We start from the raw sequence: 12,896 nt of genomic DNA on the forward strand, positions 1-12,896 counted from the left end.
CAATAATTACCTGAATTTACGCAGGAATTAATGATGCTAAAATAGTGCTATTAGAGCTGAAAAGAACAATAAACTTTCAAGGATGAAAACTGTATGCACAGAGTGTCACTAATTGGAAATGATGAGCAAGTAACTGAATTTACAATCGAAGAAGGTCAGACAATTTTTGACGCAATACAGGATCAAGGTCTCACTCTACCCCATGGATGTCTAAGTGGGTCATGCGGCTCATGTCGTATTCAAATTATCGAAGGTAGTTGCAATCTACAAAAGCCAGGAATTATCGAAGAAAATACAATTGAGGCCATCGCTCCCGAGCACACTGAAGTTGCAGAAGGTAATATCCGTCTAGCTTGTCGTGCAAAAGTCACAGGTGATATTAAAATTTCGATTCTAAAATAAGTTGAAGAATTGCACGAAAGTGTTGCTTGCGATCAAATCTCCAAGATTCATTTTCACCTTTTAGAAAGTCCATATTTTTTTGATCTAGCACTGTTGTTAAGTGATCCACGTCGTTAATGATTACATGGCGATAAGGTTTTAGTAATGAAGATCTTAAATCAACCATTCCATCGTTGCGCCCAACTCTTTCAAAAATAAAGTTACGACTAATCTCTAGTGATGTCTCTCTTCCTTCTTGCTCGTTGATGAATGTAATAAATTGAAGAAGGTTAATATTTTCAAGTGCCGCTTCAATTTTAGCAGCATTGGCCTGCATATAATCAGAACGAATTTTTGTTCCAACTGATTCCATTCCGCTAACATCACCACCAAGCAGCGCAAATAGCCACCCCATAACAGTTTTCTTAAACGAGCTCTGAATAAAATAATCCGCTAAGACCGAACCATGATAAGGCGATTGCATTGAAACCCAACCAATAACTCTTTTAGAAACCTGCGGATTATTAATAAGTACATCCAAGAACTCGAGTCCACCTTTAGAATGACTGACGACGAGTATTGGGCCATTTATCTTATCAATCTCATTTTTTATAAATTTTGAATTCTTACTAACTGGATCTTCTGACTCAACGACTATTCTTTTGAATTTTACTTTATGTTCTTTTAATAGATCCATATAGTCGCGAAAGTAATCACCTGTGAAATACGAAAGATTCACGATCTGACCTGAACCCTCTATTGCTGATTGCGAGAGAATTCCAGGAAGGAAAACAACAGTTAGATTTGAAAGATTCTTTAGTTCGGCTTCTGTTAAGCCTTGTTTTGATTGATAAAGACTTCGGTATTGAGTTGTCTTATTTTGTGCCCTGACTACTACTGTAGTCAGGACAATTAATATAATTAAGCTAAACCTTGTGAAGTTAATAACGCTGCCCTTTTCTTTCTTCTGATTTTGGCGTTGATATCATCAAGTGAGTCAACGGCCATATCCCAAGCTGTGTAGATTTGCTTCTTACGGTTGGCCCTTAAATCACCTGCAACATAAAAGTTTTCAATATTTGTTTCACCTTTATCATTAGCTAGAACATAGCCTCTACCGTCAATTTCAGCACCAATAGCTTTGGCAAGTTCATTATAAACGATTGTTCCAAGCGAAACAAAAGAAAAGGCAGACTCTAGCGTTCTTCCGCTAGCAAACTTATAACCCTCGATTATTCCGCTCTTGCGATCACCAAGAATATCAACAATGGCTTCAGTGAACACTTCAATCTTATAGGCTTTGATTAATTTTTGAGTCTCTTCATCAAATTGTGGAGTCTCACCATTTGTTAAGATCGACATTGAAGGCGTGTTGTAGCGTTCTTTAAGCATCACTGCAACCCAGGCTGCACCAGAAGTGTGACCAATAATTGAAGTATGCTTGTCATAAACATGGTGGCCATCACAACGCAGGCAATAGTCAACAGTTTGAGCGTTTGCAAAAGGTAGAATTGGTTTGATGCTATCGTTAAAATGAGGCTGAACATCCATAATTCCAGTACAAAGCACAACATACTCTGCTTGATACTTTTCACCTGCACTATCGATTAACTCAAAACTTCCGTCACTTAACTTTGTTACTTCAGTAACACCCTTTCCCTTAACGAAAGTCAGATTATCTTTAAATTCAGATTGTTCAATCCACTCAAGAGTTTCTTTGTTAGGCTCTTCAATACCTTTTTTATATTTATGAGTACCAGGCATATTTTCAACTTTATATACCCATTTCTCACGAGAACGTTTCTTATCCTTAGGTGTTCCAGGAAAAAGAACAACTGAATCATTATTTAAAACACCGCGTAGTGTGGCCATCATTCCGGCCGCGCCACCACCGATTACTGCAATTTGATATTTATTAGACATAACTACTCCATGACTAGTTCATATTTAGTATAGTCTATCAGAAAGAGGGAATCTAATAGATTCCCTCTATGTAAGCTTTAGCTAAATTTATTTTAATTTGGATTATTTAACAGGAATTTCTAACAGATCGTCAGTATTCTCAGTGGCCTCTTTGGCCTCTTTCTTAGAGAAGAAGTGCTTCTCCCCATCAACATCTTTAATCTTAACTTGCTTGATTTCATAGTCAAAGACTTCAGTTAATTCAAAGCTATAGCCTTCCCAGATAATAATCTGACCTGCTTCAGGAAAGTTATTTCCAAGCATATCAAGTAAAAAGCCAGCAAGAGTCGAATAATTATCATTAAGTGGTATCTTAATATCGTAATCGTGATCAAGATCTCTTAGATTAGTTGCACCATCGATATCAACACCTTCAATAAGATCACTCTCTTGATAGTCCTTTGTAATTTCATCAATATCATCATCGTGTTCATCTTGAATCTCGCCAAGAATCTCCTCGATAATATCCTCTAGTGTAATGATACCAACAATTAAACCGTTCTCATCTTTTACCAGGGCCATGTGAACTTTCTTACGGTTCATATGGTCGAAAACCGCTTGAATTTTCATGTGCTCATAAACAAAGAATGGGTCTCTTAAGTGGTTAACTAGAGTAAAGTTGTCACGCTCAGACCTCTTTAAAAAAGCAAGCTCTTTGACGTGAAGGAAACCTTCTATATTATCAATCTCACCATCAACAACTGGATAACGTGAGTGAATTGATTCTTCAATTTCACTAATTACATCTTTATATGAGCTATTAACTTGAATACTCTTGATTTCCTTACGAGGAATCATAATGTCTTTTACTTTAATCTTTGGAAATTCAAGGATTGAGTTAAAAAGATCAATTTGCTTATGATCAATCGTATTTTCTTTCTCTGCTTTTTGAATCATAAACTCAAGGTCATCCTTCGTTACAATTCTTCCTGTTAGCTGAGCATTCTCACCAAGAACAGTGTGGATAAGCCAAACCATAATTTTAATAACAGGATAAAGTAGGTAATAGAAAATTTGTAGAACACGGATAACAAAAAGAGATAAGCTTTCAGCGTGCGTTCGTGCAAATGTCTTTGGAATAATTTCACCAAAAATTAGAATGACAAAAGTTGTCGCCCCGACTGCAATACCAATGGCATCATCCGCAAATAAACGAGTGGCAAGAACAGTCGTTAATGATGAGGCAAAAATATTGACGACGTTATTTCCAACGAGAATTGTCGTTAGAATCTCACTTGGGCGATCAATCATAAATGCAATTGCTCTTCCCTTTGCACCACCTTCTTGAATAAGCTGGCTAGCACGATCGTGAGGAATCGAAAGTAGGACCGCTTCTGAACCAGAAAAGAAACCTGAGCCAATAAAGCAGATTATTAATAGGACAATCTCAAGGCTGCTTACATCAGTCATTGCCTTGTCCTTGTTTAGTAAATTTCGTTGAGATTTTTTTTAAGAAGTAACAACAATAAAGCGGAGGTTCTATAAGGAGTTTCCTTGTTACGGGTAGGAATCTATATTGAGCTACCCCTTCGTTTAGATATAAATATTTTATCAGTAATTCTGATATGATTCAATACATCATAAACCAACAAATTTCAAGGATTTGAGCCACAAACCCTAGTGATGATCGAGTTGTTCGCCCTTGAAGTCATGATCCGAGTAAACAATACGATCATTCATTTCATGGTTAAAATCATATATCTCATTGATATTACTGACCTTCCTGAAGATTGTATGACACTTATAACAAATAACAACAGGAGGAAGTCTCTTAAATAGTGCAAAATCAAATACATATAAAATAATAAAAGGTGCCACAGAATATGGGGCATATTGAGTTGTTGCCACATATAAAGTCGCTAAGGCAGCAATTACAAAGAGCATTACCCCAATTTTTCGATTAAAGTCTTTTTGTTTGTAAAAATCCTTTCTTTCGCAACATGGGCAATCCTTAAGAATACCCTGTTCGTGCTCTTCATTCATCTTCACAGGAGCTTTGGTATGACAAATTTGACACTCAACTTCTGTCACCTCTTTATTAGGGTGAAAAGAAACAGCTGAACCACATTCTTCACAAGTTAAAGTAATTTCCATCATAGTAGTAACCCATATGTATAAAATAAATAAATCGCAATCATTTCACCAATAAAGACAAAGATTGTCATGGCATAGAAAATCCCTGTCGCACTTTGAATACTTCGCATACTAACAAGCTTCCACCCAAAGACGCTCATTCCAAAAATAACCAAGTATCCCCAAACATCACGCATGATAACCATTAGCCAATTGAAAGCATAACCGCCACCAAGTTCAGTTCCAGTAACTAAGTAAGGCCCAAGTTTAGTATGCTCAAATCCAGACCAAACAAGCTTAACAGCAAGTAGTACCCACATAGCGAGAGTAGCCTTTTTAAGAGGAACTTCCGAAAGCTTTGGTGTAACAAGATACCAGTGACCTAAGATCATGGCATAAGTAATAGCACCAAGATAGTAAACAGAAGAGCCAATATATAGGTAATTCACTAAGTTCTTATCTTGAAAAAGATAGAGAGCGTAAAAGCCAATTAAAGTTGGGATCGCATATAAAATCCAAAGAGCAGTATTCTTCTCATCATAGTGATTATGCAACTGATGATGAAAAAGGATGCATATTGTACTGATATAAAGAAGGATTGCTTCTAAGTCTGTAGCACTATTTCCAGTTACAATATGAGCAATGGCCGCAAAGAATAAACTCACAAGACAAGTCGTTGATAAAAGCTTTTGAAAGCCTCCACCTGTCATTTTAGAATTTGCTACTGGTGCGAAAGTAAAAACTCCAAAGCCCAGGGCCAAGAAGAAGTACTTTGCCATTTCAAATGTATTACTCATTCAAATTACTCTCTCGTATAAAATGCTCAACTAAGCGCATGATAATGATTTTATTTGCTGCTGGAATATTAAGGTTTTCTACAACATTTTGAGCGTTTTCAAAAGGTATCTTTTGACTGATCAGACTCATTTCTTTTGTATATTCAGTAACATAGACATATAAGAAAACACTTCGGTCTGAATATTCATGTTTGAGCTGAGTGAAGAGATTAATTTTATTTAATCCAAAACCAACTTCTTCCATAAACTCACGACGAGCGGCTTCTTCAACACTCTCGCTAGACTCGACCTTTCCCCCTGGGAATTCAATCATGCCATCGAGTGGGCCATCTTCTTTTCTAACTTGTCCCCAAAGAACAAGCCCATCACTTTCAAGTGAATATGGGATTACAATTGCGATTTCCATAAATAAACTTTTACCCTAAAAATTTTGAAATGTTAAAAAAGCAACGTAGCTTTTTGCGCCTTTATTGTTTATAAACCAAGGGTGAGTACATTACCCTTTAAACAAAATTCAATCATATTCGCTCCGATGGAAGGTGTGACGGATGGCCCATATCGTGAGGTCATTCAAAGAATATTTGGCGACTGGGATTATTACTATACTGATTTTTATCGAATACCATCTGTTGGTAATGTTCACGCAAAAACATTAATCAAACACTTTGGTGAGCCTTATCTACAAAAAGAGGCCCATACTAATCAAACGGCTTACCAATTTCTCACTTCTGAAATTGCACAAACTGAGCAGGCCATCTCACTTATCAGCGAAATGAACTATCACCATATCGATTTGAATCTTGGCTGTCCTTCAAAAAAGGTGAATTCAAATAAAGGTGGTGCCTATCTTTTGTCTGACCTCAAGGCCCTTGAAAAAATTATTAAGCAAATTAGAGAAGGTTTTAAAAATACTTTTACAGTTAAAATTAGAATTGGATATCGCGATGATAGTCTCTATCTTGATCTCTTAAAACTTTTTGAAGATTGTGGCGTTGATGGAATCACAATTCATGCTCGTACAAGAGACCAGCTTTATAAAGGCGTAGCAGACTGGAGCTATATCGAAAAGGCCGTCAAAGTTTCCAATCTTCCCATCATTGCCAATGGAGATATTTGGACTATTGAAGATATCAATCGAATCTTCGATCAATGTAATCCATATGCTGTCATGTGTGGTCGAAGCGCACTTAAGACACCATGGCTTGCTTCAATCTATAAAGAGTATCAAGGCAATTTAGATTTCATCAGTGACGAATTTCTATTAAAGGTACGCGCTCAAAATCTAGACCTCTACTTTTATGAGTTAGAAAAAGAATATCGAAAGTATGGTTTTGTCGATTCAACTATTCTTAAAAGATTTAAGGCATTTTGCCGCTATCTATTTGATGACTATGAAAATTTTGAAACTATTCGTGGCCGTTTTCTTCGTGCTCAGAACATTCATGAGTTTCGTGCTCATCTAGATCAATTTGTGTCGAGTTATTCTTAATAAAGAAATAAAAAGTAATTTCAAAAAGAAGCACACCAACGACGTAAACAATTCGCGCTTGAGTTGAAATCCCTACAAGACCAACTAGCAAGAAAAATAAGAAACCTGGTAGATGTCTAAGGACGACATTCCCCCATGTGTTATCAGGAATACGGTCTTCTAAGATCGTATAAAAGTTCATAACCGCATTGGCAAAGTTGAAGCGACTTGTACGTCCTTCAAAGTATTCGTCACGGTTTGGATGGCAGTAAAGACCTGCAAATGAAATGGCCGTAAAGAAACATATATATTCTTCAGTTGAAAAACTAAAAATAGCGGATGCAATAAAGAAAATTATCAATGCCGGAAGAAAATATAAATAATAACGAATCCCAATTTTCATCTCATCTCCAGAAGTTCCAAAAAAGAAAGGCACCATATCGGTGCCTTACTTATATTATAAATGGAAGTTATTTTACTTAGCAACTCCAACTGCTTTTGTCTCACGAACAACTGTAATTTTAATTGTTCCAGGGTAAGACATTTGCTCCTCGATTTGCTTAGCAATATTACGAGATAGCATAACAGTTTCCTCATCCGTAACCTTGTCATTTTCAACAAAGACACGAACTTCACGTCCACCTGAGATTGCGTAAGACTTGCTAACACCTTCAAAAGAATTAACAATTTCTTCAATATCAGTAAGACGAGATACATAAGACTCAGTAAGTGCTTTACGAGCACCTGGTCTTGCTCCAGAAATCGCATCTGCTGCTGCTACAATGTGAGCAAGAATTGATTCTGGTTTTTCGTCATCGTGGTGAGCACGGATTGCGTGAACAACGTCCGCAGACTCTCCATACTTTCTAGCGAAGTCAGCACCGATAACAGCATGTGAACCTTCAGCAGATGCATCAAGTACTTTACCGATATCGTGTAGTAGACCTGCACGGCGAGCTTGTTTAATATTCAGCCCCATCTCAGCTGCCATTGAACCACAGATAAACGCTGCTTCAATTGCATGCTGGTATTGGTTTTGAGTATATGAAGTTCTAAAGTTTAGAGCACCAACAAGCTTAAGGATTTCAGGGTGGATACCATGAACACCAATCTCCATTTGTGCTTTTTCACCTAGAGAAAGAAGCTTCTTCTCAAATTCAGCTTTTGATTTATCGTGGAATTCTTCAATCTTTGCAGGGTGAATACGACCGTCAGCAATTAGCTTCTCAATTGTATCTTTAGCAATCTCACGTCTAACAACGTTGAATGAAGAGATAACAACAATTTCAGGAGTATCATCGATAATTAAGTCAACACCACAGATTTGCTCAAATGCACGGATGTTACGACCTTCACGACCAATTAGTCGACCTTTAACATCATCAGATGGTAGGTCTACAGTTGAGATCGTCTTTTCACCAACGTGCTCACCTGCGTATCTTTGAATTGCAATTCCAACAATTCTCTTCGCACGAGTTTCAGCTTCTTCTTTAGCTTCTTCTTCCATACGAGTGATCATTTTAGAAAAATCTACTTGAGCTTCTTCTTTCATCGTATCAAGTAGTTCATCTTTTGCTTGCTCTTTTGTCATAGCAGCAACTTCAGATAATTTAGTTGCATACTCTTCTTGGCGAACAACAAATTTTTCTTTTTCTTTAAGAGCATCAAGCTCTTTTTCTTTTACGTCTTCTTCACGCTTCTCGACTTTCTTAGTCTTCTCATCAAGTTCATCCATTTTCGATTCAAGCTTTGCTTGTCTCTTATTTAGATCTTTTTCCTGATCGTTAAGTTCGCGCTTCACACGCTCGGCATACTTGTCAGCTTCCTTCTTTTCTTCTTGAGCTGCCTCTTTTGCCTCTTTTCTTGCTTTATAGCTAATGTCTTTTGCCTGTGCCTTGGCCTTTTCAATTATTTCGTCACCCTTCGCTTCTCTTTCAAGCACTTCTTTTTTAGCTTGAAGATTACGGATAACAAAACCAACTGCTAGTCCAACGACAAGGAAAAGAAGTGAAGCTAAGATTAAATCCATACTCATTTCTCTCTCCTATTTATTAACTTTAATCACTTCCCGATCAGTTACGATAAAATCCATTGCTTGATCATGTTCCTCAAAGACAACTTCATCACTTAACTGTTGATTAAAGCAAACTCCTATTTTTATAACTTTCTTCTTATCAATATTAATCAATCTATTAAGGTAAATGTCGTAATAACCTTTACCTCTTCCCAAACGATGGCCTTCATTATCAAAGGCAACCCCTGGAACTAAAATAACTTCAGGAAAAATTATTGAATCACTATCTCTAGGAACTCTAAATTCTTTTCCAAAAGCTTGAACTATTTCAAGTTCATTTATTGGTGTATTTCGAAAACACATCTGTGTTGATTCTTCACCAAACGAAGGGAAACTAAGTATTGCTTTCGCCTTCAAATTTAAACAATTAACTTCACCAGGAATTGGAAAGAAAACCCCTAGGTGCTTAGGATTTAAGTTTTCGGATTTTAAAAGAGAATCGATATTGGAACAGATTTTCTCAGACAGCTGTCTTTGATCATCTAAGCTTAAATTAGCTAATATTTCTAATACCTTTTTTCGAAGCTGTTTCTTTTCAAGACTCATCTTAATGAGTTTTTGGAAGTGCTTCTTCAATCAACTTTAGTGCATTATCAGAAAGAGACTTAACTTCGTTAATCTCACTTCTGTATTCCCTTTCTAAGGATAGCTTTTCTTTTGCCAACTCAAGTGCAACTAGAGCTGCTAGTTGTGAGTTAGAAATTGAAGGCGCCTTTTGGCGAATATTGCTTGCGATTGATTCAACATACTCAACAATTTCAGTTGCTGAAACAACCTCATCTTCATTAGACTCTTTGAGTCTAAAGTTATGACCTAAAATTTGATATTCTTTTACTTCCGTACTTATATCCATAGTTATTTAATTGTAGTCCTACAAAGGATTTCAGTCAATCAATCAATTACCTACTAGTGCGTCAAGATACTCATCTAAATTAAACACACTCAGGTCTTCGACATTTTCTCCAACACCAATATAGGTAATTGGAATTTGTAGACTATCAACAATGGAAATTGCACTTCCGGCTTTTGATGAACCATCACATTTCGTAAATACCAGACCAGTTAAATCAAGTGCCTTATGAAATTCCTCTGCTTGGCGAATTGCGTTTTGACCAGTGATCGCATCAATTACTAAGAGAGTATGGTGTGGCGCATCTGCCATTAGCTTCTTTAGAACATTCTTACTCTTTGTTAACTCTTCCATCAGGTTACCTGCAGTATGAAGACGTCCCGCAGTATCAAGAATACAGTAATCAGCTTTTTCATTAATCGCTGTTTGCAGTGCATCGTATCCAACACCACTTGGATTTGCCCCTTCTTTTGCACGAATCATTGTTGCACCTGCTCTCTCACACCAAACTTGAAGCTGATCAACAGCTGCTGCTCTGAATGTATCGCATGCACCAACAACAACTTTTGCACCCTGCTGAGTAAGTTTTGTTGCTAATTTTCCAATTGTTGTAGTTTTACCTGCACCGTTTACACCTACGATCATAATAACCTTAGGCATTCCCGTTGCATTTCCTTTAAATTCAAAAAGATCACCTTCGTTTCTTGATTGAACGTCGGCCATTTTATTCTTTAAGAATTCTTTAATATATATTTTAAATTGAGCTTCATCGAAGTCAGCGCTCTTTGCTTTCTCTTCAAGAGATTCGATCAGCTCACTTGTTGCCTTTGGCCCAAGATCTGCACCATAAAGAAGTTCTTCAACCTCCTCAAGTGCGTCTTCATCGAGACCACCAGCACCAAATAGACTTCCAATTTTTCCCCAAACACCATTACGTGAACTACTTAAACCCTTTGTTAGTCTTTCTTTCCAAGACTTCTCAGGAACAGGAGTTGGTACTGGTTGCGCCTTCGCTACCTCTTCAGCAACAGCAACTTCTTCGACCGCTTCAACTTCTTTAGTTTCAGAAGTAATCTCTTCTTTGACCTCTCGATCTGGAAGCTTTGATTGTGCCTTTGGCTTAAGAAGATAGAAAATACCAGTAAATCCACTGATACCTAGTGCTGAACATAGCGCGATAAATGCATACGCCATTTCAATAGTTATCGTCATATTTAGCTGGGCCTGATCTGCCCAAGACTGTAAAAGAGCAACGAGTTGCAACATAATATATTCTCCATTTTGTGTGTTTAAGAGATATGATATGTAAGCATAAAAATCAATATTTAAGGCGTAAATTGGCATGAAAATGACAAATAAGATCAAACTATTTCATCTACAACAAGCAATTCGAAACTTTTTCAATAAAGATGGTTTTATGGATGTGCTAACGCCGCCAATTGTTGAAAATCCAGGAATGGAAGTTCATATTCACCCCTTTGCAATTCACTCTGTGCATCAAAATAAAACTCATGACCTCTTTCTACATACTTCTCCAGAATTTCATATGAAGGAGCTACTTCAAGAGGGCCTAGAAAAAGTTTTTACAATGAGCTACTGCTTTCGTGATGAGCCAAATAGCTCAACTCACAGAAAACAATTCATTATGCTCGAATGGTATCGTGCCAATGAGAATTATAAAAAAATCATGGAAGATACAATAGACCTATATCGATTTTGCCACGACTACCTAAAGTCTAAAGGTGTTAGAGTTATCGAGTTAAATGACAAGATAAAGAAAGCAACTGTTCAAGAAATATTTTTAGAAGTTCTTAACATTGATATTTTAGAACTTATGGATCGCGATGAACTTTATCATTTAATTGATAAGAAATTTTCAAAAATTAGCTTATCAGGAAATAAAGATGATTACGCATGGGACGACCTCTTTTTTCTCCTTATGTATAATTATATTGAGCCTGAAATGGAAAAGTATGAATTTCTTATGCTCTATGAATTTCCTGCTCCACTTAGAGCACTCTCTACCATTAAAGAGGATGACTCAAGAGTATGTGAAAGATTTGAAGTTTACTGTCGTGGAATAGAGATTTGCAATTGCTTCAATGAGCTTACTGACTTAAATGAGCAAACTTTACGTTTTGAGAAAGATGCAGCATTAAAACAGGATCTTTATAAATACAATCTTCCTTGGCCTAAGAGATTTTTAAAGCAATTAGAAAACGGTTTACCAAGAAGTGCTGGCATAGCACTAGGAGTAGAGCGCCTTCTAATGTCCTTAACAGGAATGGAAGAAGACGCATTCTTTGATTAACTATTGTTTCTTTTGAAGTCGATTAAATAATAAGTGAGTCTTTAAGATAAATTCTGATTTTACAATATCAGGAGTCATCTTCATGGCCCAACGGTAGTGAACACCACTTTCCTTTGCCGAGCGTAACTTACTATTCCACATTGGAAATTCATTTGCTAACTCAGCAGAATAAACAGCATACCAGCGTGCAAACTCATCTTGCGAACGGGCCAATAATGCATCTTGTACCTCAATTGCATTTTCAACCAAGATTCTTTTCACTGAGTAAATATTTAAAGGATCAAGTTTTTTAATATCTAAATCCTTATTCAAATATTTTTTAAATATTGTAACTGTAATTTCCTTAGCAACTCTTGAAGTTTGTTGGTTATAATTTTCTAAGCGTTGGTAGTATTGCGATAGCACAAGTGAGCGATAAACTCCTTCTCGAGTTCCCCCCTGCTCTAGAGTTGCATACCATTTTGATAACTCATCTCTATTTGCATCAAGTTCGCGCGTGGCCTTAATTAACTCATTAATAAATGATAAGTTATATTGAGACATCTGCTCTTTAGTGAAAGGTGATTTGTATTCTTTTTTAGAGTAAACACTTAGATCTTTAGCATCCTTTTTAACAATAGGAATCTCAGGAAGTTCGACTTCATCTCTTTCCCCCCAAATTTTATCGGCCAACGATGTCGATATATTCTTTTCTACAAATGGCCTTAAATCTTGCAAGAATGTTATCTGTGCAAAAGCAGAAGTTGAAATTAAACAAATTAGAATGAATCTCTTCACAAGTCTCCCCTGAAAATTCGAGTATTTATCAATATAAACACCATTATAATGGCGCTTCGAATTTTTAGGAAGTTAGCAAATTTTAGCCAACAAAATTTGTCAATTTTGTGTCTAGGTTCTAGGCAATTAATACCTCTAACTTCCGATAAACACTGACTAAATGAATTTTGGTAAAGATTGTTTAAGAATCATTCGATAATGAA

Annotated in this window: 15 protein-coding genes; 3 read left to right on the forward strand and 12 right to left on the reverse strand. The window is 36.6% G+C overall.

What is annotated here, in order from left to right:
- Positions 1-93 precede the first annotated feature (93 nt).
- Positions 94-402: a 2Fe-2S iron-sulfur cluster-binding protein gene (locus ACMAYL_RS08070; protein WP_103218740.1), complete on the forward strand. Its 309-nt coding sequence runs from the start codon at positions 94-96 to the stop codon at positions 400-402.
- Here ACMAYL_RS08070 and ACMAYL_RS08075 read toward each other — a convergent pair.
- From ACMAYL_RS08075 to ACMAYL_RS08100, 6 genes are all read right to left on the reverse strand, one after another.
- Positions 380-1,120, reverse strand: a complete 741-nt coding sequence (locus ACMAYL_RS08075) for a hypothetical protein (protein ID WP_103218739.1) — start codon at positions 1,118-1,120, stop codon at positions 380-382. The two genes, ACMAYL_RS08070 and ACMAYL_RS08075, sit on opposite strands and share 23 nt — an antisense overlap.
- A gap of 182 nt (positions 1,121-1,302) precedes the next feature.
- Positions 1,303-2,304, reverse strand: a complete 1,002-nt coding sequence (locus tag ACMAYL_RS08080; RefSeq protein ID WP_412470021.1) for an NAD(P)/FAD-dependent oxidoreductase — start codon at positions 2,302-2,304, stop codon at positions 1,303-1,305.
- A gap of 102 nt (positions 2,305-2,406) precedes the next feature.
- On the reverse strand, positions 2,407-3,753 hold the full coding sequence (locus tag ACMAYL_RS08085; RefSeq protein ID WP_103218737.1) for a hemolysin family protein: 1,347 nt from the start codon (positions 3,751-3,753) through the stop codon (positions 2,407-2,409).
- A 207-nt stretch (positions 3,754-3,960) separates the two neighbouring features.
- A complete protein-coding gene (locus ACMAYL_RS08090) occupies positions 3,961-4,440 on the reverse strand; it encodes a hypothetical protein (protein WP_103218736.1) in 480 nt (159 codons plus the stop codon).
- Complete coding sequence (locus tag ACMAYL_RS08095; protein WP_103218735.1) at positions 4,437-5,213, reverse strand: hypothetical protein; 777 nt, start codon at positions 5,211-5,213, stop codon at positions 4,437-4,439. The genes ACMAYL_RS08090 and ACMAYL_RS08095 overlap by 4 nt, the downstream gene beginning before the upstream one ends.
- A complete protein-coding gene (locus tag ACMAYL_RS08100; RefSeq protein ID WP_103218734.1) occupies positions 5,206-5,619 on the reverse strand; it encodes an NUDIX domain-containing protein in 414 nt (137 codons plus the stop codon). The genes ACMAYL_RS08095 and ACMAYL_RS08100 overlap by 8 nt, the downstream gene beginning before the upstream one ends.
- 81 nt (positions 5,620-5,700) lie before the next feature.
- Here ACMAYL_RS08100 and ACMAYL_RS08105 point away from each other — a divergent pair, with 81 nt between their 5' ends.
- The gene (locus ACMAYL_RS08105; RefSeq protein WP_412470979.1) at positions 5,701-6,702 is read left to right on the forward strand and encodes a tRNA dihydrouridine synthase; all 1,002 of its coding nucleotides are present in this window, start codon (positions 5,701-5,703) and stop codon (positions 6,700-6,702) included.
- Here the strand turns inward: ACMAYL_RS08105 and ACMAYL_RS08110 are convergent.
- From ACMAYL_RS08110 to ftsY, 5 genes are all read right to left on the reverse strand, one after another.
- Complete coding sequence (locus ACMAYL_RS08110) at positions 6,620-7,084, reverse strand: hypothetical protein (RefSeq protein WP_412470980.1); 465 nt, start codon at positions 7,082-7,084, stop codon at positions 6,620-6,622. The two genes, ACMAYL_RS08105 and ACMAYL_RS08110, sit on opposite strands and share 83 nt — an antisense overlap.
- A 72-nt stretch (positions 7,085-7,156) precedes the next feature.
- Positions 7,157-8,710 carry a ribonuclease Y gene (rny, locus tag ACMAYL_RS08115; RefSeq protein WP_368667189.1) on the reverse strand — a complete coding sequence of 518 codons (1,554 nt, stop codon included), beginning with the start codon at positions 8,708-8,710 and terminating at the stop codon, positions 7,157-7,159.
- Between the two features lie 15 nt (positions 8,711-8,725).
- Positions 8,726-9,331, reverse strand: a complete 606-nt coding sequence (locus tag ACMAYL_RS08120; RefSeq protein WP_146037892.1) for a 5-formyltetrahydrofolate cyclo-ligase — start codon at positions 9,329-9,331, stop codon at positions 8,726-8,728.
- Positions 9,303-9,608: a cell division protein ZapA gene (gene zapA / locus ACMAYL_RS08125; protein ID WP_103218729.1), complete on the reverse strand. Its 306-nt coding sequence runs from the start codon at positions 9,606-9,608 to the stop codon at positions 9,303-9,305. The genes ACMAYL_RS08120 and zapA overlap by 29 nt, the downstream gene beginning before the upstream one ends.
- A 42-nt stretch (positions 9,609-9,650) precedes the next feature.
- Positions 9,651-10,871 (reverse strand): signal recognition particle-docking protein FtsY, encoded by a 1,221-nt coding sequence (gene ftsY / locus ACMAYL_RS08130; RefSeq protein WP_412470981.1) that lies wholly within the window; start codon positions 10,869-10,871, stop codon positions 9,651-9,653.
- Between the two features lie 76 nt (positions 10,872-10,947).
- Here ftsY and epmA point away from each other — a divergent pair, with 76 nt between their 5' ends.
- Complete coding sequence (gene epmA, locus ACMAYL_RS08135; protein ID WP_392990509.1) at positions 10,948-11,916, forward strand: EF-P lysine aminoacylase EpmA; 969 nt, start codon at positions 10,948-10,950, stop codon at positions 11,914-11,916.
- Here the strand turns inward: epmA and ACMAYL_RS08140 are convergent, their stop codons facing one another.
- On the reverse strand, positions 11,917-12,693 hold the full coding sequence (locus tag ACMAYL_RS08140) for a hypothetical protein (RefSeq protein WP_412470982.1): 777 nt from the start codon (positions 12,691-12,693) through the stop codon (positions 11,917-11,919).
- Positions 12,694-12,896: the final 203 nt, after the last annotated feature.

The sequence above is a fragment of the Halobacteriovorax sp. RT-2-4 genome (assembly GCF_047085445.1).
Lineage (GTDB): Bacteria > Bdellovibrionota > Bacteriovoracia > Bacteriovoracales > Bacteriovoracaceae > Halobacteriovorax_A.